Below are 22,393 nucleotides of genomic sequence, written 5' to 3'. Positions count from 1 at the left end.
TGTGAACGAAAATGAAGATTTCAGCGGGCGCCTGCAGTTCCTCAGCCTGATGATTGTCCTCATCATTGCGGTGCTCATCGGGCGGGCGGGCTACCTGCAAGTCTATGACGGTGAACTTTACGCGCGTCTTGCCGAGGGCAACCGCATCCGCATCATACCCGCGGAGGCGGCGCGCGGGACGTTCTATGACCGCAACGGAGAACTGCTCGTGACGAATCGTCCCGGCTTTGCGGTGTCGCTGCTCCCTCTGACGGAGCCGATTTCGCCCGAGGTGATCGCGCGTGTGTCAAAGCTCATCAATGTACCCGTGGAGGAGATTCAGAAGAAAATCGACGCACATATTGGCTTCGATCCCATTCGCATCAAAACTGACGTGCTGCCCGATATTGTGACGATCATCGAGGAGCAGAAGGATGACTATCCAGGCGTTGTGATCGAGGTGCTGCCGATTCGTGACTATATTTACGGGGAATATGCGGCACATGTCTTCGGCTATGTGAGCGAGATCAACGAGGAGGAGCTTGAGCGCCGCAAGGACGAGGGCTATAAGTCCGGCTATATCATTGGCAAGTTTGGTCTCGAGCGCGTCTATGACAAGGAAGTGCGCGGTATCAACGGCGGTGATCAGGTCGAGGTGGATGTATCGGGACGCCCCGTGCAGCTCCTCGGTCGGCAGTCACCCGTGCCGGGCAACGATCTCGTCCTGACGATCGATAAGCATATCCAGGAGGCGGCGGAGCAGGCGGTGGACGCACAGCTTGCCATTGTGCACGCCAATGCAGCGGCCGCTGTTGTCATGAATCCGCAGACGGGTGAGGTGCTGGCGATGGTCAGCCGACCCGCGTTCAATCCAAATCTCTTTGCAGGCGGCATCTCAACGCAGAACTGGAATGTGCTGAACAACAACCCCTATCATCCAATGGACAACAAGGCGATCACGGGCGAGTATCCGCCCGGCTCGACGTTCAAGATTGTGACGGGAACGGCGGCACTCGCTGAGCATAAGGTGACGCCGCAGGAGAAGATCTTCGATGCGGGGCATCACTGGATCATTCCGAAGACGAACGCAGGCGGCGAGGCGCTTGGCTGGATCAATTTCCAAGAGGCAATGGCGCATTCGGACAATGTCTACTTCTATGAGATGGGCAATCGTCTTGGTGTCGACACCATCGAGCGCTATGCACGGATGTTCGGGTTGGGCGCGCGGACGGGCATCGATCTGCCGTATGAGGCGGAGGGGCTTGCCCCGAACCGCAAGTACAAGGCGGATAATTACGAAGATGGCGAATGGTATCTCTCTGAGACGTTCGATGCGGCAATCGGGCAGGGGTTCAACCTCGTGACCCCCTTGCAGGCTGCGATGGTCATGGGGGAGATTGCGGCGAACGGCAAGCGCTTTCAGCCGCACCTCGTCCAGCGTATTGTCGATGTGAACGGGAACACGGTGCGCGAGTTTCAGCCGAAGCTCCTCTCGGAGCTGGAGGTGAATCCGTCCGTGATCCGCAATGTGCAGGAGGGGCTGCATGACGTGACGAAGATCGGTACGGCGGCGGGCGTATTCGCCGGATTTCCGATCGACATTGCGGGCAAGACGGGCACGGCAGAGAACTCACAGGGGCGCGACCACGGCTGGTTTGTGGCGTACGGTCCCTATGTGAATGCGAACATTGTCGTGGCGGTCATTGTGGAGCAAGGTGGCTTCGGTTCGATGTCGGCTGTACCGATCGGGCGTAGGATCATGGAGGCCGCCTTTGGGTTGGATCGCGCGCCGCAGAATGCAGGGAAAAAGTGAGGGAGTCAAATGGGCGAGGATAAGATCAAGATCAAAGGGGAAAATGGCGGACTCATACTCGGCTTCCCGGAGGATATGCCCTTTTCGGAGATTATGGAGGAGCTCGACAGGAAACTGGAGTCGGGCGCGGGGTTCTTCCTGCGCGGCACCCTTGTACGCATTCCGCGCGATCGCTTTGCGAAAGAGGAGCTGGCAGAGATGCAGAAGCTCTTTCGGACGCACGGGCTGGTCTGCCGTCTGGCAAAGCCCGAGCCTGCCACACCGATTGCCCCCGCCCCTAAAGCCGCAAAGCCTGCGGAGAAAAAAGAGCAGGAAACGGTTCCAGAGCCGCAGGAGCTGCAGCGCATGCTCGTCATTGACAAGACACTGCGCGGCGGACAGGCGGTGGAGACGGAGGGCTCTGTCATTGTCTTCGGCAATGTCAACCCCGGCGCGCAGATCACGGCGGGCGGCAGTGTGGACATTCGCGGCACCTGCCGCGGAGTTGTGCATGCGGGCGCAGCGGGGGACTCGACCGCATTTATTATTGCAGATCATCTGATGCCGACGCAGATTCGCATTGCGAACTATGTCGCGCGTTCGCCGGATGAGCCGGAGGATTCCGGCAAGGCGGAGCGCGCCTATGTGAAGGATGGTCAGATTGTCATTGAGCCAATAGAGAGGTAGGTTCGAAATATGAGTGAAATCTATGTGGTGACATCGGGCAAAGGAGGCGTTGGAAAGACAACGACGACGGCGAACTTGGGCGTTGGATTTGCCATGCGCGGCAAGAGCGTTGTCCTCATCGATACCGATACGGGGCTGCGCAATCTCGATCTTCTGCTGGGACTCGAGAATCGCATTATGTACGATCTGGTCGATGTTACCTCGGGGCGCGTGCCATACAAGAAGGCGCTCGTTCGTCACAAGAAATACGACTCGCTCTTCCTCCTGCCGACCTCTCAGGTCAAGGATAAGAGCGCAGTCAATCCCGAGGAACTCGCCGCGCTCTGTGAGGAGCTGCGCCGTTCCTATGATGTCATTATCATTGACTGCCCGGCGGGCATTGAGCAGGGATTCAAGACGGCAATCGCGGCTGCCGACACGGCGATCGTCGTGACGATGCCCGAGATCTCGGCTGTGCGCGATGCGGACAAGATCATCGGCGAACTTGGACGCGCGGACAAGGAGGACATTCGCCTCGTCGTCAACCGCATCCGCCCGAAGATGATCGAAAAGGGCGATATGCTCGATATGGACGATATCGATGAGATCCTCTCTGTCACATGCGTCGGTCAAATTCCGGACGATGAGATGGTTGTGACGAGCACGAACCGCGGTGAGCCGTGCGTGACGATGCCGGACTCCCCCGCAGGGCAGGCGTATCTCGATGTGGTTGGTCGCCTCTCTGGCGAGGAGATCCCGTTCCGTGAGCTTGCGAAGGAAAGTCTCTGGGAGACGATCAAGGGCAAGCTCTTTGGGAAAAAGTAAGGGGGGGTTGGCGTGATTGAGGCACTGAAAAGGCTTCTCGGGAAGAAGGAAAGTTCCGGCGAGGTTGCGCGCCGCCGTCTCCAGCTTGTCATCATCAATGATCGGGCGAATGTCTCGCCGGAGATCATGGATAATATGCGCGCGGAGATCATCCAGGTGATCTCGAAGTATATGTATATCGACACGCGGGAGATGGAGTTCGCGCTCGAGAACGAGAACGATACGATGGCGCTCGTCGTCAACATCCCTGTGGTGAGTGTTCAGCACGGCGGCAGTGATCTATCAAGGCGCAGGCGATGATACTCTCAAAGCGCCTCCTGCGCCGCACGGATTTGACACTGATCGCAGCAGCGGCGGCAATCGTCATTATGAGCCTCGTCATCATCGGCAGTGCGACCCATGTCAATACGCCGAGTGAGGAGCGCTACTGGTTCGTTCAGCGGCAGGGCATATCTATTCTCATCGACATTGCCCTCGCGGCATTTCTGATGAATTTTGACTACAAGATATTGCAGCGCTACGGCAATCACTTCTACGTGTTCAATTTGATTCTCCTGATTCTCGTTATGCTGATCGGGCAGTCGGCGCTTGGCGCACAGCGATGGATCGCACTCGGTCCCATCAGCATACAGCCATCGGAGTTCTCAAAGCTCATCATGATCATTGCGCTCGCCGCAATGATGGAAAAGCGCGGGAAGATACAGTCACTCAGTGACCTTGCCCCTGTTGCCGGCTATGTGCTCGTGCCCTTCCTGCTCGTCCTAAAGCAGCCCGACCTTGGAACGTCGCTCGTCTTTCTTGCGATTTTCTTTGGCATGGTGTTTGTCGCAGGGATTCGCCTGCGCATCCTCTTCGGCATCTTCGGGCTCGGACTTGCGGCTATGCCTGTGCTCTGGCACTTTCTGAAGGACTATCAGAAGATGCGTATCATGGTCTTCATGGATCCGAATGTCGATCCGCTCGGCGCGGGCTATCACATCATCCAGTCGAAGATTGCAATTGGTTCGGGGCTGCTCTTCGGCAAGGGGCTGTTTGGCGGGACGCAGAGTCAGCTGAACTTCCTGCCGGAGAACCATACGGACTTTATCTTCTCCGTTGTGGGGGAGGAACTCGGCTTTGTCGGCTGTGCGGTTCTGCTCCTGCTCTATCTCATCGTCCTTTGGCGCGGCATCAAGATCGCGCAGGATGCGAGTGATACGTTCGGCAGGCTGCTCGCGGTCGGCATCACCTCAATGATTGCGTTCCATGTGCTCGTCAACGTCGGTATGACGATGGGAATTATGCCTGTCACGGGCATTCCGCTGCCGCTCATGAGCTACGGCGTGAGCTCGCTCACGACGAATATCATGGCAATCGCCATTCTGCTGAACATTCAGTTGCGGCGGCAAAAACTCTTGTTTTAGAGAAGAATTCTGTGAGGCTGTTCGCCTTCGCGCGGCAGTCTCTTTTCTTTTTTGTGTGTTTATATGTGGGGGAATAAGAAACAATGGTGCAGCTCGATCACAGTATCCTGCAGTCGGTACTGAAACCTGCGCGCTATACGGGTGGCGAATGGAATGCCGTGCGAAAGGACTGGGACAGTGTGCAGTGCAGATTTGCGCTCGCGCTGCCCGATGTCTACGAGGTCGGCATGAGCAATCTCGGGCTTGCCATTCTCTATGAGATTCTGAACCGCCGTGTGGACATTGCGGCGGAGCGCGTCTATGCGCCGTGGATCGACATGGAGGAGAAGATGCGTGAGCGGGGCATCCCGCTCTTTTCGCTTGAAAGCCGCCGCCCCATCAGGGCGTTTGACTTTCTCGGATTCTCCCTCCAATACGAGATGATCTACTCTAATGTCCTCAATATGCTCGATCTTGCGGACATTCCGCTCTATGCAGACGAGCGCGGCGAGAATATGCCCTTTATCGTGGGCGGCGGACCCTGTGTCTACAACGTCGAGCCGATTGCTGACTTCTTTGACTTCTTCGTCATCGGGGAAGGGGAGGAGGTCGTGCCGGAGATCTGCGATGCCTTTATTGCATGGGAAAGAGAGGGGCGTGTGGGCGGACGGCGCGGCTTCCTCACCCGTCTTCTCGGGATCGATGGCATCTATGTGCCCTCGTTCTATGAGCCGGTCTATGATGATGCGGGGAATTTCCGCGCACTGCGCGCGCTGCATTCCAATGCGCGCCCCGTGATCTATAAGCGTGTCGTGCGGGATATGAACGGCGTTATGTCGGTCGAGCATCCGATTGTGCCCTATATGGACATCGTGCACAACCGCATGATGATGGAGCTCTTTCGCGGCTGCTCACGCGGCTGCCGCTTCTGTCAGGCGGGCATTGCCTACCGACCTGCGCGCGAGCGCACGGAGGAGCGTCTGCGTGGGATGGCGGAGGGGCTGATCGCCTCGACGGGCTACGATGAGATGAGTCTCACCTCGCTCTCCTCGGCGGACTATTCCTGCCTCGGGCGGCTTGTGGACGATCTGATGACGGACTATGCGGGGGAAAAGCTCAGCTTTTCTCTGCCATCACTGCGCATCGACAGCTTTTCGATTGACCTCGCACATCGTATGCAGCAGGTGCGGAAATCGGGGCTGACCTTTGCGCCTGAGGCAGGGACGCAGCGCATGCGCGATGTCATCAACAAGGGCGTGACGGAGGAGAATCTGCTGACGGCGTGCGGCGCGGCGTTCCGTCATGGGTGGAAGCAGGTGAAGCTCTACTTCATGATGGGGCTGCCGACGGAGACGGATGAGGACATCATCGGCATTGCACGACTTGCGAAAAAGGTGGTCGATCTCTATACGGAGATCCGCGGGCGTCGTGGCTGCAAGGTGACGGTCTCTGTCTCCTGCTTCGTGCCAAAGCCCTATACGCCGTTCCAGTGGTTCGGACAGCTGCCGATTGAGGAGTTTCAACGGCGGCAGCAGCTCCTCAAGGAGCACATCACCGATCGCTCGATTACGTTCCACTACCACGATGCGCGTCTCTCCGTGATCGAGGGGGTCTTTGCACGCGGCGACCGCCGTCTTGCGCCTGCGCTCTATGAAGCGTGGAAGAACGGTGCAAAGTTTGACGGTTGGTCGGATCTCTTTGACGACAGCCGCTACTTCGCCGCGTTTGAGAAGTGCGGCATTGACTGGGAATATTTCAGCCGCCGCACGCGTACGATTGGTGAGCCGCTGCCGTGGGCACATACATCGCCCGGTGTGCTCGAACGATTCCTGAAGTCCGAGTGGCAGAAGGCACTCGCGGCCTCGCTTACGGAGGACTGCCGCCGCACGCACTGTACGGGCTGCGGCATCTGCCCGACGCTCGGCGTGGACGTGATCGACTATGCGGGCACGGAGACAGAGTACACGGCCGCGCCTGCGGAGGTGCCGCCACGCGCGGCTGAGATGGACGCAGAGCATGCGCCCGCAGAGCGCCGCATCTTTGTCTATCGCGGACTGATTACGAAGGGGGAGGAGCTGCGCTATGTCTCCCATCTCGACTATGCAAATCTCTTTGTCCGCGCGTGCAAGCGTGCGCATCTGCCGATGGCATATTCGGAGGGCTTCAATCCGCATATGAAGGTGGCATTTGCCTCCGCGCTTTCTCTGGGCGCGGCGAGCGATGCAGAGTATGTGGACTTCGAGATGACGGAGTCGCTCGCACCGAGCGAGGTCATGAGGCGTCTCGGTGCGCATTTGCCGCGCGGGGCACAGATTGTTCGTCTGCGTCTGCTCGAGGGCAAGCATCGGGCGTTGATGGCGGATGTGGATGAGGCGCGCTATCGGATCTCCGTGCCTTATGCGGGGGACAGTGCGTCGATACGGGCAAGCGTTGAGCGATACAATGCGGCGGAGAGCGCCGTATGGGAGCGCAGTACACCGAAGAAGAGCCGCATGATCGAGACGAAGGCGTATGTAAAAACGCCCGTCTCCTTTCAACTGGAAAACGGACGTCTTGTCTTTTGGATGAATCTGGTTGTCACCCCGCAGGGCAGCGTGAAGCCCATCGAGATTTTGAGCGTCATGGTGCGTGACTTCGATCTGCCTGTCGACCCGAACGAGGCGTATGTGACGCGAACGGGGCTGTTTGCAGATGGCGCAGCACTGATGGATCGTTGATTTTATCTGGACATTTCTACCTCGCTGGGACGGAAGATCAGCGGCTGCATCTTTGCGTCCTCAGCGGTGCGCGCGTCGATCAGTCCCTGCGCTTCCATCGTGTCGAGGACGATGGCCTGCCGTTTCTTCGCTGCGATGAAGTTCGTGAAGGGGGAGAGCTCGGAGGGCGCGTTCGGAACGCCCGCGAGCATGGATGCCTCGGGAAGGTCAAGCGCAGCGGGGGACTTCCCGTAGTAGCCCTCCGAGGCGGCATTGACCCCGTAAAATCCCGCGCCGTAGTATACGACATTCAGATACATCTCGAGGATTTCGTCCTTGGAGTAGGAGAGCTCAATGTCGAGTGCAAGCAGGAGCTCCTGCGCCTTGCGCGTAAAGGTCTGCTCGTTCGCGAGGAAGAGATTCTTGACGAGCTGCTGCGTGATCGTACTCGCGCCTTCCTCGATGCGTCCGTGCTGGATGTTGACGAGCGCCGCGCGTCCCATGCCCGTGAGGTCGAAGCCCATATGATCGTAGAAGCGGCGATCCTCGATGGCGACGATGGCACTCTTCAGCTCTGGCGAAATACGTCCGATGGGCACATAGTCCGCACGGTCAAGGCGCGCCTCAATGGCACGGCGGATGAAGAGAATGCGCGCAATCTGCTCGGCGGCATCCGGCTCATGCATCTCATGCAGCTGATTCGCAGGCAACTGCCGCTCCGCTGTTGGCAGCATATCGCCGACCTCCTGCCATACCTGCGGGATGAAGAGAAATGTCCCCAGCGAGACGAGCAGGAGGCAGACGAGTCCACTCAAGAAAAAACGCCCAAATCTGAGGGGCGTTTTTTTGCGTGTTCGTTTGCGCGCCGTCGTCTTGCGCCGCTTTCGCTTTGGCGGCAATTCGTTGATTGTATCGTTCATAGATTGCTCCATTTGCTGTCATGTTCAAAATATGTTGCGCGCATCCGATCACGCATCTCCACAAGATTGGACGGGAGAAGTCGGATGTTGTAGCCAATGAAGACGGGAGAGGTGGCAAAGCGCGGCATGATCTTGATAAAGATCTCGTCCCCCTCGTTGTAGAAGAAGATATTGTAGCTTGTGAGAGGGCGGCGGAAGGCGTTCATGAAGAAATCGACGGCGATCTGTATATAGTCCGCAATCGTCCTGACTGACCCTGCATCGGCGGGCACGATGTTCAGCTCCCAGAAGCCGACGCGCGGTGCAGTGGAGAGGTTCAACGTGACGCCGTCCTGCTCTGCCACGGTCAGCCCTTCAAACTCAGCGCGTCGAAATGCAAGCTCCTGACGAAATGAGGGGAAGCCGACGAGCTGCATATGCGGATGACGGATTGTGCCACCCGAATACGGCCCGTAGTTCTTGAAGAAGAGCACAGTCTCGTACTTTCCACTTGCGCGCATCTGTGCCCAATGATCCATGCCGAACGCAATGAGGCGGTGCATATGGTCGCGCGTATAGCTCGGCATATCCGCGTTGCAGTCATGCCCCTCGATGAGGACAAACTGATCTGCCTCCTCGATGACATTGTATTTGTTTTTGAGCAGGATGATGTCGCCATCCGCCGCAATGATGTCCGTGAGCTTATCCGTTTCGCAGAACGGGCAGGCGGCATCGCTGTGGATGATGTTCTCGGGCTTCTGACGTCCAATCTCCGTGTTGAAATGGGCGAGGTTGATGTCCATAAATGCTCCCAGTTTCTGTAATCACTTTCACCCTATTATATCGCTTCTCCACGCATTCGTAAAATATTTTATCGCAGCACTCAATTATCTTCTCTATTCTGCTATAATGGGGAGCATTACGAGATAGAAGGGAAGCAGCTATGAGGATCGATCTTGTCACGCTCTTTCCCGAGATGTTTGCGGGCGTATTCGGCACGAGCATCATTGGGCGAGCGGCAGAGCGCGGCATATTGGATGTTCACTATACAAATTTTCGTGACTATTCGACGGATAAACACCGTCATGTGGACGATACCCCGTGCGGCGGCGGGGCGGGCATGGTCTTAAAGCCGGAGCCCCTTTATGCTGCCGTACGTGACATTCGTGCCAAGACCGCCGACTGTGAGGGGCGGCGGTGCACCATCATCTTCGATCCTGCGGGCGAGGTGTTCACGCAGAAGACGGCAAAGGAACTGGCGGCATACGAACAGCTCATTCTTATCTGCGGACACTATGAGGGCTTTGATGCGCGTGTCTACGATCTCGCAGACCGTCTCATCTCCGTTGGGGACTTCGTGCTGACGGGCGGGGAGATCCCTGCGATGCTCGTGGTCGATGCAACGGCGCGCATGCTGCCGGGCGTGCTCGGCGACGATACGTCTGCACCGACGGATTCGTTTTTTGATGTGCTGCTCGGCTATCCGCAGTACACACGTCCGCGCGAATTCGAGGGAAAGTCCGTCCCCGATGTCCTGCTCTCCGGCAATCATGCGGAGATTGCACGCTGGCGGCGTGAGCAGTCGCTCCTCGCAACGCTGCGTCATCGTCCCGAACTTCTGCCGTTGGCAAAACTGACGAGCGATGACTTGAAATTTCTCGCGAGACAGAATGAAATTCTGTGAAAAACTCTTTTTGCGTGAATCTTGAGGAAATGGTATAATGCAAAGGAATGATTGTTATGCCATTTCTTTCTGCCCGATAGGGGGACACTACTGTGACGCAATTTGATAAGCGAAATTTGTCGATGATGATGGATTTCTACGAGATGACAATGTCCTACGGATATTTTCATCAATGCCACGGCGATGTGCGCGTTGCATTCGACCTCTTCTTCCGCGCTGTTCCGGACAAGGGCGGCTATGCGGTGTTTGCGGGGCTTGAGCACGTGATCGAGTTCGTGGAGAACCTCGCGTTCTCGGATGAGGACATCGACTATTTCCGCGCACAAAAGCTTTTCTCGGAGGAGTTCCTGAGCTTCCTGCGCGGCTTCCGCTTTCGCGGGGATATCTATGCCGTGCCCGAGGGGACGATCATCTACCCCGATGAGCCGCTGATGACGATTGTTGCACCGATCATTGACGCGCAGCTGATCGAGACGGCGATTCTCGCACAGATCAATCATCAGTCCCTGATTGCAACGAAGGCTTCGCGCATCGTGCGTGCGGCAGAGGGGCGCAAGGTGTCGGACTTCGGTGCGCGGCGTGCGCACAACATGGACGCTGCGACCTACGGCGCACGCGCGGCATACATCGGCGGTGTCGATATGACGGCAACGGTGTCGGCAGGACAGCAGTTCGGCATTCCCATATCGGGGACGATGGCGCACAGCTGGGTCATGTTCTTCGAGGATGAGTTCACGGCATTCAAAAAATATGCGGAGCTCTATCCGCAGGCGACCGTGCTCCTCGTCGATACCTACGATGTCATTCATTCGGGGATTCCGAACGCCATTCGTACGGCGCATGAGGTGCTTGCGCCGCAGGGGCATCGCCTTGCGGGGGTACGCATCGACTCGGGCGACCTTGCCTATCTGTCGAAGCGCATCCGCGTGATGCTCGATGAGGCGGGGCTGGCGGACTGCAAGATTATCCTGTCGAACAGCCTCGATGAGTTTACGATTTCCTCACTCCTTCTCCAAGGAGCGCAGGTGGACAGCTTCGGTGTGGGCGAGCGTCTGATAACGGCGAAGTCCGACCCCGTCTTTGGTGCGGTCTACAAGCTCGTCGCCGTGGAGGATGCGGGCATCTTTTCGCCGCGCATCAAGATGTCAGAGAATGTGGAAAAGCTGACGAATCCAGGACTCAAGGATCTCTACCGTATCTACGACAGGTACGGCAAGGCGGTCGCAGATATGCTCGCCGTACAGGGAGAGGAGATCGATCCCACGAAGCCGTTCCGCTATGTTGACCCGCGCAAGCCGTGGAAGAACCGCTTCTTTGAGGGGGTCACGGCGGTGAATCTGCGCCGTCCCTATATGCGTGCGGGCAAGCGCGTGGAGCAGCTGCCGACACTGGAAGAGGTTCGCCGCTATGTGCAAAAGCAGCTGACGGAGGAGATCTGGCCGGAGGAGCAGCGTTTTGAGAATCCGCACCGTCACTATCTCGATATGACACCGATGTATTACGAGATCAAGATGGGACTGCTCGACGATATGCGCGGCAAGCATAGTTAGGATATATATGATTACAGGAAAGACAAGACTGCTCGCCGTCATCGGCGCACCCATCGCCCACAGCCTCTCACCGATCATACAGAATGCAGCCCTGCACGCCGCAGGGCTTGACTATGTCTATGCGGCTCTTCCCGTGCGTGCGGATGCCCTCGCGTCTGCGGTGCGTGGCCTCTATGATGCGGGGATTGCAGGATTTAACGTGACGATCCCGTTCAAAACGGCGATCATCCCGCTGATGGATGCGCTGAGCGAGGACGCGCGGCGCATTCAGGCGGTGAATACCGTAGTGGTCGAGGACGGCAGGTTGGTCGGGTACAATACGGATGTTGCGGGATTCCTTGCGGGATTTGCGGAGCGGGGGATTGCGCTCACAGGAAAAAATGCCGTACTGATTGGTGCAGGCGGCGCAGCGCGGGCGGCACTGTGGGGGCTTCTGCGCAGCGGTGTTTCCTCTGTCGCAATCGGTGTTCGCAGCGTGGAAAAGGGCGCGGCACTTGCGGCAGACTTTGCGGCAGACGGCGATGTGCAGACGGTATCCTTTGATGATGCCGCATGGATTGCTGCGTGCAGCGATGCCGATATTGTGGTGCAGACAACGCCGCTGGGCATGACACCACACACGGAGGAGATGCCGCCTGTGGATGCGGCAATGATAAAGCCCTCTGCGGTCGTCTACGATCTGATCTATACGCCCGCTGAGACGCGCTTTCTGCGCGAGGCACGGGCGCGGGGATGTGAAACGATCAACGGCGAGACAATGCTTGTCGCGCAGGGCGCAGAGGCATTTCATCTCTGGACGGGGAAACGTCCCGACGTGGAACTCATGAAGCGCGTGCTGCGTGAGGAGCTTGCACGGAATACTTTGCGGTACTGACACCGATGGCGGTTGAGGAACTGGAGGACTTGGTGGAGCAGTATGGCAATTAAGGTAAAACGCGCGGGGGTGCGGCGTGCGCAGTGCAGCTGCAGTATGCCCGCTGTCTGGTGGGCGCTCTCGTACGCGCGGGGAGCACTGGTTATCTTTCACAGTCCACGCTCCTGTGCACATGTGGTGCGTGAAAAGGATGTCGGCAGCTTTCACCGTCTGGTCGGTGCGGGCACGTATGCACCGCCGTCGCCCGTACCGCTCCTCACAAGCGGCATCGGTGAGGGCGACGCGGTGTTCGGTGCGGCGGAGCGTCTGCGTGCGTGCGTCCGCTATGCGGTGGAGAAGTATCATCCGCATGCTGTCTTTATCGGCGGCTCCTGCGTGAGTGGCATCATCGGAGACGATACGCGGGCTGTGGCGGAAGAGATGGAGGAGGAACTCGATCTGCCTGTTGTGGCAGTCCCCACGAGCGGCTTTTTGGACAATGAATCCTTTGACGGCTATCTCTCGGTTGCGCGTGTGCTGACCGACCGCTTTATGCATCCACCCGCGCGGGTGCGGCAGGGGACGGTGGCGTTTCTCGGGGACTATGGCGGCTTCTACAGCTCCTATGTGCAGGAGCTGAAGCGGCTGCTCGCGGGGATCGGACTGCAGCTTACGGTACAGTTTCCCACCTATACGCCGCTGGATGAGATACAGGCGGTATCGGAGGCGGAGCTGCTCGTTGTGCTCGGCAGTGCGATGTCGGATGAAAAACAGGAGATGCTCATCGCGTTCGCCGAGGAGCTGCATACGCGCTTCGGTACGCCGTACTTTGCCGAGGCGTTTGCGGGCGGTGCGGAGGAGACGGCGCATTGGCTGCGCTGCATCGGTGCGCGGTGCGGGCGTGCGTCGGAGGCGGAGGAGGTGATCCGATGCGAGGAGGAGGCGTTCGAGCGCATTCTCGTGCGTGCGCGGGAGATGCTTGACGGGCGGCGCACAGTGCTGGTCGTCGGGCGCGAACTGCACTGGCTGCAGCCCGAGATTCTCCTGCGTCTGATCGAAAAGGCGGGCGTACGTCTCGCCGGGATCATCCTCCTCGCGCTCTTTACCGAGGAGCAGCGCACCGCAGTGGAGGAAGGGCTGCGGCAGTGCACGGATGTACCGATCCTTGCGGTGGAGGAGCCCGCGAGCGAGGATCTGCTGCGGTCGGTGGATTTCGTCTTTACCACGCATGAACTCGTGGACGTGGAGCTGCGGCAGATCCTTCTCGGCAAGCTGCCCACGGTCGGGTGGGCGATGGAGCGGCAGCTCATCGAGGATATGGAGCACGTACTCTATCGGCATACGGACAGAGGAGGGCTGATCTATGGATGAGGCGGTTCTCTCCTTCGACGATATGTCCGTGTGGATGGAGAGCTGTGCGCTGACAGGTGCGGCGGCGTTCTTTGCGGGGGTGCGCGGCTGTGCCGTGATCGTCAACGGCCCGCTGTGGTGCTATCTCTTTACGCAGCGGCACATCGAGCAGAGCCAGAGCGACATCTCGCACCGCATGAAGTGCACACAGCTCGACAACGATGCAATTGTGTTCGGTGCGGAGGCGTATCTGCGCGAAGCCCTGCAGCCGCATATCGACCATCCGCCCGCGCTGCTCGCCGTCATTAGCGGCAGTTCGGCAAGTCTGATCGGCGATGATGTCGGTGCGATTGCACGCGCGGCGGGGGTGACCTGCCCCGTGGTCGCCATTGACAGCGGCGGGCTGGTCGGCAGCTTTGCGGATGGATGGGCGCGTGCCTCCTGCGCGACGCTCGATGTGTTGCTCAGAGAGACACGGGGAGAGGTGCGGCGCGGGGTCAACCTCATCGGCATGACCTCGTCCTACTACAACAGTGAGAACGATGTACGGGAGCTTGTACGCCTGTTGACGGGGGCGGGCTATGAGGTGCGCCACGTATTCGGTTGCGACATGCCACCCGAGAACATTGGCGATCTCTCACAGTCGGAGCTCAATATCGTTGTGCATGATGAGCTCGGGCTTGCAGCGGCAAAGCACATCGAACAGCACTGCGGCACGCCGTATATCGCACCGCTTCCCCCGTACGGCCGCGCAGGGACGAAGCGGTGGCTTGCGGCGATCTTTTCCGCACTGCCGCCCGTACGCGGCGAGGATGCCATGGAGGAGATTGCGGCGGCGGAGCGCAGGGACTTCCTGCGGATCAACGATCTCAAGAATACGTGGGGAGAGCTGCTCTTTGATACCGCGCTCATCCGTGCACCGCGCTCGTCGGCGTGGGGGCTTGCCGAGGCACTGCGGACGGAGTGGGCGGATGTGCGCCACCTCGCGGTTGCAGCGCAGCTGCGCGAGGACGCTGCTGCCGTAAAGATCGCGGACGAGCAGCTCGCGGAGACCGATACGGCGCGGGCACAGGGCGTGCTCGCGGCGATGGAGCGTGGTCTGCTCATGGGGAGCAGCAGCGAGTCCGTGCTTGCCGACCCGCGCAGGATGCTCTACGTCCCCGTCTCTTATCCTGTCGTGGATCGGCTTCACATCTCGGATCAGCCGTTTATGGGACTGCGCGGCGCACGGCACATCGAGGACATGCTCTGGAACGGGAGCGTCCTCAGGCGGGAACTGTCTGTCCGCGCAGGTATACATGGATAAGATGGCTGCTCTATGAAAAAACGGGGCTGCTGCACATTTCTTTCGTGCAGCAGCCCCGTTTCTCATTGATGAGCTTGTGGTGGGAGGGGGACACAGGTGCGTGTCTCGGGGATGTGTTCATACCCGACAATCTTTGCGGTGACCCCATACAGTTTTGTGAGTCGTTCCTCTGTGATTGTATCGTTTGTCTGTCCCACGAAAAACACGCCGTCCCGCCCCATGATGGCAGTCTGATCTGCACAGTAAAAGGCATGACTTGGTGCATGTGTCGTCATCATAACCGTGATCCCCGCTGCACTGAGTGTACGGATGCGGTTCATCACGAGCACCTGATTGCCGAAATCGAGGCTCGCCGTGGGCTCGTCCATGCAGAGGAGCTGCGGCTGCTGCGCAATCGCACGTGCCAAGAGGACAAGCTGCCGCTCTCCGCCGCTGATCTTTGTATAGATCTTGTTTGCAAGATGTTCGATGCCGAGCATCTCTAGTGCGTTGTCAGCAATTTTGCGATCCTTTTTTCCGGGAATACCGAGACTGCCGATGTGGGCTGCCCGCCCCATCAGCACAACATCGCGGACTGTGAATGGAAACGGGGGCGTGTGTGTCTGCGGAACATAGGCGATGCGGCGTGCTCGCTCCTCCACGGTCCACGCGGACATATTCTCACCAGATAGAAATACATCACCCGCAAGGGGGGTGAGCAGCCCCAGAATCGTCTTGAAGAGCGTCGTCTTTCCAACGCCGTTCGGACCGAGCAGACAGAGCGTCTGCCCTCGCTCGACAGAAAAGGAAATGTTTTGGAAGATGGGAACGCTCCCATAGCCGCAGGAAACATTTTTTAGTTCAAGCATCAACCGATTCCTCCTCAGTCCCAGCCATGATGGTATTTGACCAGCAGATAGAGAAAGAACGGGACACCGAAGAGTGATGTGAGAATCCCAAGCGGGATCTCCATTGTCCACAGGGTGCGTGCGAGGTTATCCGAGGCAAGCAGGGACAGCCCGCCCATCAGTGCCGACCCAGGCAAGAGAAAGCGGAAGTCCGGTCCAACGATAAAGCGCACAAGATGCGGCACAATCAGACCGACCAGACCGATGATGCCGGATAGCGAAACGGCTGCCGCCGTCATGAGCGTGGCACAGAGAATGACGATGAGACGGAGTCGTTCCACGGGAATCCCGAGAGTCTGTGGCTCCTCATCGCCAAAGGAGAGCAGATTGATCCGCCATCGCAGGAGAAAGAGGGGGATAAATGCCGCGCCCATAAATACGAGCGGAAAGAAAAGGCTGTCCGGCGATATAGCGGCGAGGCTGCCCATCAGCCAGTAAACGATGACAGGCAGCTTGTCATATGGATCGGCGACATACTTAATCATGGAGAGCAGCGATGTAAAGAGCGTGCTCACAATGATGCCCGAAAGGATGATCGCAAGTGTTGTGTTTCCGCCGCGGCAGAACTTTGCGCCGATCACGTACGTGATCCCAACAGCGCACAACCCTCCGAGAAACGTTGCCGCATGGACGAAAAAGGAGGGCACACTCCACAGGATCGCGACTGCCGCCCCAAATGCTGCCCCCGCCGAGACACCGAGAATTGCGGGGGAGACCATCGGGTTGCGGAACATCACCTGATAGGCTGCTCCGGAGACAGAGAGTGCCGCCCCCACCATGACCGCCCCGATGATGCGCGGAAGGCGCAGTTCCATCACGACGTGAGAGGCACTGCGTGTTTCCGGCACAAATCCCATCCAGCCGCCGAATACAGAAATGACATCCGCTGCGCTGAGATGGAATCGCCCTAGCAGGAAGGAAATGAAGATCATCGCAATGAGCAGGAACAGCAATATGGTGAGTTTGAACTGCGGTGAAACGCTGCTCATGGGAGGACACGATCCCGTGCGAGCAATGCATCACACTCCGCATCGCTTAGTTCGTAGTGATAGAAGAGACGATAGTATGCTCTCATCTCCTCGTGCAGATTAATTCCGGATTCCTCGGGATAGAGACGCGCCGCAAGCCATGAGAGCCCCATAAATCGATTGACGGAGGGGGGACGCCCCATCCAATCGTATGGCTTCGATGGCACGCGCAGAACGCGCTGTGACTGCACTGCACGCAGTTCACGCCATGGGAGGGCGGCGAAGTCTACTTCTGTTTCGGCTGCGATCACGAGAACCTCAGGATTCCATGCGAGAATCTGCTCCATCGACACCTGACTCATCGAGCCTTCGGCTGGTGCTGTTGTCACTGCAATGTTATCGGCAAGCAGGTCAACAATCTGTGCATGGAACGACCCTTTGACGACTGCCATATTGCCCTGTGCCCCGCCAAGGTAGAGCAGTGATGGCTTGTTTTGTTTTTTTGCAGCGAGTTCCGTGCTGTGTGCATACACCGTGTGACAGTAGTCAGCGAGTGCATTTCCTTCCGTTTCGCGGCCGAGGATTTTCCCCAGTGTACGATATGCCTCATCGGTATTGTCGAGCCGCGCCTCGATGAAGATCACAGGAATGCCGAGCGATGCCTGAATCTGATCCATATCCTCGACAATGGTCGCTTTTTTCTCCCCCACGTCAATAATGACCTGCGGGTTGACAGAGAGCACCGCCTCCTTGTTGAAATTCTTCATGCCGTAAAACTGACCGAGCACGGGAAGATCGCGGTACTGATCCCCTACATAGGGGAGCGCAGCATCTTTCCACTGTCCGGAAATACCGACGAGCTTGTCCGGAGCAATGGCAAAGAGTGCCATCTGGGCAAGACCGCCGGATGGTGCGATGCGATCAATCTGTTTTGGAAGCTCGACCGTACGTCCTGCGGAATCCGTAAACGTATAGGTTTCAGAGGCAGAGTTCTCCTTTGTCTCCTGGCCGCATCCGACGAGTAGTACGAGGAGGAGGAATAATACGGTGAGCAGTGCATTTCTTTTTTTCACAATCATCTTCCTTTCGTTCTCTGTTCACAGTTGAATCTGCTGAATCGCTGTGTTATTCTAGGGGCAACAGATCTGTGAGGAGGTATTTTCGTGAACTACTGGAATCTTTACGATGAGATCATCGACGGATTGCCGCAGGACATCTATATCGACGACTATGCCGTCGGACGCCCGTGGACGTATGTGCGTGCAGGGGATTTGGTCGGCATCTGCATGACGATCCCTGCGTACAGCCGCCCGCGTCTACGAAAGGAGAGCTTTCTCGGCTGTTCGCTGCGCGAGGCGGGAGAGTACGTGCGCTCGTGGCAAGGGCAGGAGGCATCCATCGCCGCTGCCGCCATCAACGCATTTTACAATCAGCCGTCCAAGGTGGAGGCGATGCAGGGATTCCACGGCGAGGATGCGTCCGCCGAAACACTGGATGAGCGCAAGAAGCTGGAAGCATTCGCCATGTATACGGAGCAAATTCGCGGCAAGAAAGTCGCTGTCATCGGTCACTTTCCGAACTTCCAAAAGAAATGGGAATCGATATGCGAGCTCTCCATCCTTGAGATGCAGCCCGAGTGGGGGGACTACCCGGCGGAAGCGGCAGAGTTCCTTCTGCCGCAGCAGGACTTTGTCTTTATGACAGGGGCGACCTTTGCCAACAAGACTATGCCGCGCCTCTTAGAGCTCTCAAAGAATGCCGTGACTGTCCTCGTTGGTCCCTCCGTGCCCATGCATCCATGTCTTTTTGACTACGGTGCAAATGGGCTCTCGGGATTCACCGCAACCGATGCCGCGCTCGCTGCCGATCTCGTGCATTTCGGCTATGGAACCGACATCGCCAGCTGTGGAAAGATGGCGGACGTTCTTCCACATTTTGTCTGAATACAACATAACAGAGTTGCCGTACGTTCTCAAAGCGTACAGCAACTCTGTTTTATGTCGAGCGATTAGAACGTCATATCCACGCCGAGGAGGAAGTTTGCTCCTTCTGCCGGATGATAGAGCTTGTCCTGATAGTCTTTGTTGAAGATGTTGTTAATGCGCAGGAAGACACCGAGATCCGTCTGCGGCTCATACCGCAGATCGAGATCTGCCGTAAAGTAGCCGGAGCTGTTCGGATACTTTTCACCATTCGTCCATCCGTTCACAGCACGTCCGAGCAGGGTGGAGCGCCATTTGCCCTCGCGATAGGTCAGCCCGAGATTCATCATCTGATGGGGGATACCGGCAGCATCTGTCGTTTTCCCATTTGACTTGTCCTCCGCGCTCATCCATGTATAGTTGGCAAAGGCGGACAATTTCTGTGTGAATTTGTGCTGATAGCCAAGTTCTGCCCCGCGAATCTTGGTCTGATCGATATTATAAAACGGACCTCCTTTGACAAGGCGCACAATGCGATCCGTTACATCCGTATAGAATACGGCAAGATCGAGTTCTGCCTTGGGACTGAAACAATGCTTCCAGTCCAGCTCAAAATTGCGGTCGCGTTCCGGCTTCGGTACAGCCACATTGGCACGAATATTGGTAGCTGCTGACTTTGCTTGCACAAAGACATGCGTGCGTCCTGCCGAGAATCGCAGGGTATCCGCTTTCGTCAGATCATGCGTGATATTGAGGACAGGATCCGTTGCACGATCCGTACTCTTTACATTATTTGCATCCTGTGACAGGGACTCATGGCGCACGCCGAGCGTCATACGCGTCTTTGCGTCAAAGCTCCACGCATCTTCAAGGTAGAAGCTTGTGCGCTTATCCGTTCCCTCATCCCCTTTGGAGAGGTTGTTGGAATCCGTATGCCAGTCAATCTTGACGTACTTTGCCCCAAAACTCAGTTGGTGCTTGTCGCCAAGTGCGGTGGAAGCGTTCGCCTCAATGCCGTTTCCTGTGGAGAACCAGCCACTGCGATACCATTCCGGTCTGCGGGGATTGTTATAGTTTGGAAGAGCTCCGCCGTCGCTTGCCAAGAGATTGTGCACCCACAGATTATTCTCATCAATCAGATGATAGTATTTCACATCATACTGCCACCGATCATTGGGACGGCTTTCGTACTGGAGTGCAGTGTTGCTCTGTTTGAACCCCTTGTAATGCCAGTTGTTCGTTTTGTTCTTCTTTCTATATGACTTCTGCATAGCATCTGAAAGATCATCGACATTGATTGACCAGTTGATATCTGCAGTCAGTGTTTTTCCCGTTTGTGGATCGATACCGTTGGAGATCTCGCTTGTCCATATCGGAGTAATATCCGCTCAATATGAGAGAGGACTTGTCACTCGTTTTGAACTTAATCTTACCGTCAAAGTACAGCTTGTCGTTTTCCGCATTCGGCAGATAGCCGCCCGTATGACGCTTTGATGCATTCAGTGCATAGCTGATATTCTTGTCGCTGCCGCTATATCCGATGCGTGTATCATAGGTATGATGGGAGCCACCGGCGATACTCAGATGGAATTTCCCTGCACCCTTACCGTCCTTCGTTGTTATGAGGATGACGCCGCCCTTGTAGTCTGTGCCATACTGTACGGGTCCCGGTCCCTTGATGATCTCGACCTTTGCAATGCTGTCTGCCGGAATCGTCGAAAGATCAGCCGCTGCATTCGTAGCAATACCGTTGAGAGGAAACGCAGGGATGCCGTCAATATAGACTTTCGTCTGCCCGACCTCCGCGCCACGGATGCGCACCATCTTGCTGTTCTTGTCGGCAGGCGCCATATAAAGCCCCGGGATCTGCGAGAGGATGTCGGCAAGGTCGCGATAGCCGCGCTCCTTGATCTCCTGCTCCGTGATCGTGTTCGTTGTCACAAGGTACTTGTCAACGCCCTCTGCCTCGACTTTGACCGTGTCAGTCTCATATTCCGTGTCGGCGGCGTATGCCTGCGGCAGAAATGCAAATCCTGCCATGACGGCTGCCACGAGGGCGGTTTGGTACTTCCGTGTTCGCTTCATGAATACCTCTCCTTTTCTTCATCACACAAAAATAGACTGTTTCCCGTACGAAGCGCACGACAAACAGTCCCTGCATGACAAAGAAGCAGTCCGTTCCTGTCGTTTTCCTTTTCGATACGGGAAGGCTGTCGCATTTCTTTGACAACCCTGTGAGCAGAAGTGTTCAAAAGAACGCTTGCTCAGGCGAAATATCATAGGCAAACTGCCCTTAGATATTTTTGCTCGGAAAACAAATTTATTTAATTGCGGATTAATTCTATCAAATTGTATGTAATACTGTCAATCCTTATTTTCGATTGAAATCAATGAACTTCATCTTATCAGCGATTCCCATGGATTTGTGTTTTGAAAATCTCTCGCTTTTGTGTTATGATACAGGGTGTTTTGAGATGGGAGGGCATGAGTGGCAGCGATAACATATGAGCTGATTCGCAAAGACGAGACGACGGGCGCACGTGCGGGCGTGATTCACACGCCGCACGGGAGCTTTCCGACGCCCATCTTCATGCCCGTGGGCACGCAGGCGACGGTCAAGGGCGTATCGCCTGACGAACTGCGTGAGCTTGGTGCGGGCATCATCCTCAGCAACACCTATCATCTTTTTCTCCGCCCCGGCATGGAGCTCGTGCGCGAGGCGGGCGGGCTGCATCGGTTCATGCACTGGGACGGTGCAATCCTCACGGACAGCGGCGGCTTTCAGGTGTTCAGCCTTGGCGATCTCCGCAAGATCACGGAGGAGGGCGCGACATTTCGCTCGCACATCGACGGCTCGAAGAAGTTTCTGTCGCCCGAGGTATCGATGGAGGTGCAGAAAGCACTCGGCTCGGATATTGTCATGGCGTTCGACGAGTGTATCCCGTATCCTGCCGACCACACCTATGCAAAGGCATCGACGGAGCGCACGCAGCGGTGGCTCGTGCGCTGCCGTGACGCAATGGCGGATGCAGAGGGACAGGGGCTTTTTGGCATTGTGCAGGGCGGTATGTACCGCGACTTGCGTGCGTGGCACGCCGCTGAGGTAACGGCACTTGAACTGCCGGGCTATGCCATCGGAGGTCTGAGTGTCGGCGAGCCGCACGAGCTGATGGAGGAGATCCTCTCCTACACGGTGGAGCTCCTGCCGGAGCACAAGCCGCGCTACCTCATGGGTGTCGGCACGCCGGACTATCTTCTCACGGGCGTACGGCATGGAATCGATATGTTCGACTGCGTTTTCCCGACCCGTGTGGCGCGCAACGGTATGGCGATGACGTGGACGGGGCGGCTCGTGATGAAGAACGCCGTGCATACGCACGACCATACGGTGCTTGAGGAGGGATGCGGCTGCTATGCCTGCCGCAACGGCTATACACGGGCATACATCCGTCATCTCGTGCGTGCCGAGGAGATCTTTGGTCTGCGCCTCCTGACGCTGCACAATCTTTACTTCTTGCAGGAGTTCATGCGGCGTATGCGTGCGGCGATTATCGCGGGGACGTTCTCCGCATTTTATCACGATTTTATGAATCACTATCATAAAAAATAAGGTTATTAAATGAAGGAGTTGTAT

The 22,393-nt window shown here is 57.1% G+C and carries 20 protein-coding genes and 1 riboswitch; of the genes, 13 read left to right on the top strand and 7 right to left on the bottom strand.

Translation table 11 applies throughout. From position 1 onward, the window contains the following. The first annotated feature begins 1 nt into the window (after window position 1). From mrdA to HMPREF9163_RS00860, 6 genes are all read left to right on the top strand, one after another. Window positions 2-1,792 (top strand): penicillin-binding protein 2, encoded by a 1,791-nt coding sequence (mrdA, locus tag HMPREF9163_RS00885; protein WP_009439730.1) that lies wholly within the window; start codon window positions 2-4, stop codon window positions 1,790-1,792. A gap of 9 nt (window positions 1,793-1,801) precedes the next feature. After that, complete coding sequence (gene minC / locus HMPREF9163_RS00880) at window positions 1,802-2,458, top strand: septum site-determining protein MinC (RefSeq protein WP_009439729.1); 657 nt, start codon at window positions 1,802-1,804, stop codon at window positions 2,456-2,458. Window positions 2,459-2,467: 9 nt separating this feature from the next. Continuing rightward, complete coding sequence (gene minD / locus HMPREF9163_RS00875) at window positions 2,468-3,262, top strand: septum site-determining protein MinD (RefSeq protein ID WP_009439728.1); 795 nt, start codon at window positions 2,468-2,470, stop codon at window positions 3,260-3,262. Window positions 3,263-3,274: 12 nt separating this feature from the next. After that, window positions 3,275-3,562, top strand: coding sequence for a cell division topological specificity factor MinE (gene minE / locus HMPREF9163_RS00870; protein ID WP_009439727.1), 288 nt, complete (start codon window positions 3,275-3,277; stop codon window positions 3,560-3,562). Beyond that, window positions 3,559-4,665: a rod shape-determining protein RodA gene (gene rodA / locus HMPREF9163_RS00865; protein ID WP_009439726.1), complete on the top strand. Its 1,107-nt coding sequence runs from the start codon at window positions 3,559-3,561 to the stop codon at window positions 4,663-4,665. Before minE ends, rodA begins: the two co-directional genes overlap by 4 nt. An 83-nt stretch (window positions 4,666-4,748) precedes the next feature. Next, entirely contained in the window at window positions 4,749-7,361 is a 2,613-nt protein-coding gene (locus HMPREF9163_RS00860) for a TIGR03960 family B12-binding radical SAM protein (protein ID WP_009439725.1), read from the top strand. 2 nt (window positions 7,362-7,363) lie between these two features. Here the strand turns inward: HMPREF9163_RS00860 and HMPREF9163_RS00855 are convergent, their stop codons facing one another. Both HMPREF9163_RS00855 and HMPREF9163_RS00850 read right to left on the bottom strand, forming a co-directional pair. After that, window positions 7,364-8,260: a transglycosylase domain-containing protein gene (locus tag HMPREF9163_RS00855; RefSeq protein WP_009439724.1), complete on the bottom strand. Its 897-nt coding sequence runs from the start codon at window positions 8,258-8,260 to the stop codon at window positions 7,364-7,366. Then, a complete protein-coding gene (locus HMPREF9163_RS00850) occupies window positions 8,257-9,042 on the bottom strand; it encodes a DUF4931 domain-containing protein (RefSeq protein ID WP_009439723.1) in 786 nt (261 codons plus the stop codon). The genes HMPREF9163_RS00855 and HMPREF9163_RS00850 overlap by 4 nt, the downstream gene beginning before the upstream one ends. Before the next feature lie 140 nt (window positions 9,043-9,182). Here HMPREF9163_RS00850 and trmD point away from each other — a divergent pair, with 140 nt between their 5' ends. The 5 genes from trmD to HMPREF9163_RS00825 all read left to right on the top strand — a co-directional run bounded on the left by trmD (window position 9,183) and on the right by HMPREF9163_RS00825 (window position 14,982). Beyond that, entirely contained in the window at window positions 9,183-9,923 is a 741-nt protein-coding gene (trmD, locus tag HMPREF9163_RS00845; protein WP_009439722.1) for a tRNA (guanosine(37)-N1)-methyltransferase TrmD, read from the top strand. A 92-nt stretch (window positions 9,924-10,015) separates the two neighbouring features. Continuing rightward, entirely contained in the window at window positions 10,016-11,473 is a 1,458-nt protein-coding gene (locus HMPREF9163_RS00840; RefSeq protein ID WP_037345535.1) for a nicotinate phosphoribosyltransferase, read from the top strand. A 7-nt stretch (window positions 11,474-11,480) separates the two neighbouring features. Next, a complete protein-coding gene (locus HMPREF9163_RS00835) occupies window positions 11,481-12,347 on the top strand; it encodes a shikimate dehydrogenase (protein WP_009439720.1) in 867 nt (288 codons plus the stop codon). A 42-nt stretch (window positions 12,348-12,389) separates the two neighbouring features. Beyond that, window positions 12,390-13,697, top strand: coding sequence for a nitrogenase component 1 (locus HMPREF9163_RS00830; protein ID WP_037345532.1), 1,308 nt, complete (start codon window positions 12,390-12,392; stop codon window positions 13,695-13,697). After that, window positions 13,690-14,982, top strand: coding sequence for a nitrogenase component 1 (locus HMPREF9163_RS00825; protein WP_009439718.1), 1,293 nt, complete (start codon window positions 13,690-13,692; stop codon window positions 14,980-14,982). The genes HMPREF9163_RS00830 and HMPREF9163_RS00825 overlap by 8 nt, the downstream gene beginning before the upstream one ends. 62 nt (window positions 14,983-15,044) lie before the next feature. Here HMPREF9163_RS00825 and HMPREF9163_RS00820 read toward each other — a convergent pair whose 3' ends face one another. Genes HMPREF9163_RS00820 through HMPREF9163_RS00810 form a run of 3 tightly spaced genes read right to left on the bottom strand, consistent with a single transcriptional unit; the run spans window position 15,045 to window position 17,916 of the window. Next, window positions 15,045-15,830: an ABC transporter ATP-binding protein gene (locus tag HMPREF9163_RS00820; protein WP_009439717.1), complete on the bottom strand. Its 786-nt coding sequence runs from the start codon at window positions 15,828-15,830 to the stop codon at window positions 15,045-15,047. 14 nt (window positions 15,831-15,844) lie between these two features. Next, window positions 15,845-16,858, bottom strand: coding sequence for an iron ABC transporter permease (locus HMPREF9163_RS00815; protein ID WP_009439716.1), 1,014 nt, complete (start codon window positions 16,856-16,858; stop codon window positions 15,845-15,847). Further along, a complete protein-coding gene (locus HMPREF9163_RS00810) occupies window positions 16,855-17,916 on the bottom strand; it encodes an ABC transporter substrate-binding protein (RefSeq protein ID WP_009439715.1) in 1,062 nt (353 codons plus the stop codon). The genes HMPREF9163_RS00815 and HMPREF9163_RS00810 overlap by 4 nt, the downstream gene beginning before the upstream one ends. Before the next feature lie 84 nt (window positions 17,917-18,000). On the opposite strand from HMPREF9163_RS00810, the gene HMPREF9163_RS00805 reads away from it, so the two are divergent. Continuing rightward, window positions 18,001-18,780 carry a Rossmann-like domain-containing protein gene (locus HMPREF9163_RS00805; RefSeq protein ID WP_009439714.1) on the top strand — a complete coding sequence of 260 codons (780 nt, stop codon included), beginning with the start codon at window positions 18,001-18,003 and terminating at the stop codon, window positions 18,778-18,780. Window positions 18,781-18,845: 65 nt separating this feature from the next. On the opposite strand, the gene HMPREF9163_RS12285 is transcribed toward HMPREF9163_RS00805, so the two are convergent. Together HMPREF9163_RS12285 and HMPREF9163_RS12280 are read right to left on the bottom strand one after the other, a co-directional pair. Next, window positions 18,846-20,030: a TonB-dependent receptor gene (locus HMPREF9163_RS12285; protein WP_009439713.1), complete on the bottom strand. Its 1,185-nt coding sequence runs from the start codon at window positions 20,028-20,030 to the stop codon at window positions 18,846-18,848. Window positions 20,031-20,043: 13 nt separating this feature from the next. Further along, window positions 20,044-20,844 (bottom strand): TonB-dependent receptor, encoded by an 801-nt coding sequence (locus tag HMPREF9163_RS12280; RefSeq protein WP_009439712.1) that lies wholly within the window; start codon window positions 20,842-20,844, stop codon window positions 20,044-20,046. An 88-nt stretch (window positions 20,845-20,932) separates the two neighbouring features. Then, window positions 20,933-21,084: riboswitch (molybdenum cofactor riboswitch) on the bottom strand. A gap of 163 nt (window positions 21,085-21,247) precedes the next feature. Here HMPREF9163_RS12280 and tgt point away from each other — a divergent pair. Further along, complete coding sequence (gene tgt, locus HMPREF9163_RS00795; RefSeq protein ID WP_009439710.1) at window positions 21,248-22,369, top strand: tRNA guanosine(34) transglycosylase Tgt; 1,122 nt, start codon at window positions 21,248-21,250, stop codon at window positions 22,367-22,369. Window positions 22,370-22,393 lie beyond the last annotated feature (24 nt).

It is taken from the genome of Selenomonas sp. oral taxon 138 str. F0429, from assembly GCF_000318175.2.
GTDB classification, from domain to species: domain Bacteria; phylum Bacillota; class Negativicutes; order Selenomonadales; family Selenomonadaceae; genus Centipeda; species Centipeda timonae.
The sequence above is the reverse complement of the archived record's forward strand: the minus strand, read 5'-3'. Positions and strand labels throughout refer to the sequence as shown.

What these genes read in the sequence shown, in the direction of transcription:
- minC (WP_009439729.1), top strand. Translation starts at nt 1,802, where the DNA reads ATGGGCGAGGATAAGATCAAGATCAAAGGGGAAAATGGCGGACTCATA.
- minD (WP_009439728.1), top strand. Translation starts at nt 2,468, where the DNA reads ATGAGTGAAATCTATGTGGTGACATCGGGCAAAGGAGGCGTTGGAAAG.
- rodA (WP_009439726.1), top strand. Translation starts at nt 3,559, where the DNA reads ATGATACTCTCAAAGCGCCTCCTGCGCCGCACGGATTTGACACTGATC.
- HMPREF9163_RS00860 (WP_009439725.1), top strand. Translation starts at nt 4,749, where the DNA reads ATGGTGCAGCTCGATCACAGTATCCTGCAGTCGGTACTGAAACCTGCG.
- HMPREF9163_RS00855 (WP_009439724.1), bottom strand. Translation starts at nt 8,260, where the DNA reads ATGAACGATACAATCAACGAATTGCCGCCAAAGCGAAAGCGGCGCAAG.
- HMPREF9163_RS00850 (WP_009439723.1), bottom strand. Translation starts at nt 9,042, where the DNA reads ATGGACATCAACCTCGCCCATTTCAACACGGAGATTGGACGTCAGAAG.
- trmD (WP_009439722.1), top strand. Translation starts at nt 9,183, where the DNA reads ATGAGGATCGATCTTGTCACGCTCTTTCCCGAGATGTTTGCGGGCGTA.
- HMPREF9163_RS00835 (WP_009439720.1), top strand. Translation starts at nt 11,481, where the DNA reads ATGATTACAGGAAAGACAAGACTGCTCGCCGTCATCGGCGCACCCATC.
- HMPREF9163_RS00830 (WP_037345532.1), top strand. Translation starts at nt 12,390, where the DNA reads ATGGCAATTAAGGTAAAACGCGCGGGGGTGCGGCGTGCGCAGTGCAGC.
- HMPREF9163_RS00825 (WP_009439718.1), top strand. Translation starts at nt 13,690, where the DNA reads ATGGATGAGGCGGTTCTCTCCTTCGACGATATGTCCGTGTGGATGGAG.
- HMPREF9163_RS00820 (WP_009439717.1), bottom strand. Translation starts at nt 15,830, where the DNA reads ATGCTTGAACTAAAAAATGTTTCCTGCGGCTATGGGAGCGTTCCCATC.
- HMPREF9163_RS00815 (WP_009439716.1), bottom strand. Translation starts at nt 16,858, where the DNA reads ATGAGCAGCGTTTCACCGCAGTTCAAACTCACCATATTGCTGTTCCTG.
- HMPREF9163_RS00810 (WP_009439715.1), bottom strand. Translation starts at nt 17,916, where the DNA reads ATGATTGTGAAAAAAAGAAATGCACTGCTCACCGTATTATTCCTCCTC.
- HMPREF9163_RS12285 (WP_009439713.1), bottom strand. Translation starts at nt 20,030, where the DNA reads ATGCAGAAGTCATATAGAAAGAAGAACAAAACGAACAACTGGCATTAC.
- HMPREF9163_RS12280 (WP_009439712.1), bottom strand. Translation starts at nt 20,844, where the DNA reads ATGAAGCGAACACGGAAGTACCAAACCGCCCTCGTGGCAGCCGTCATG.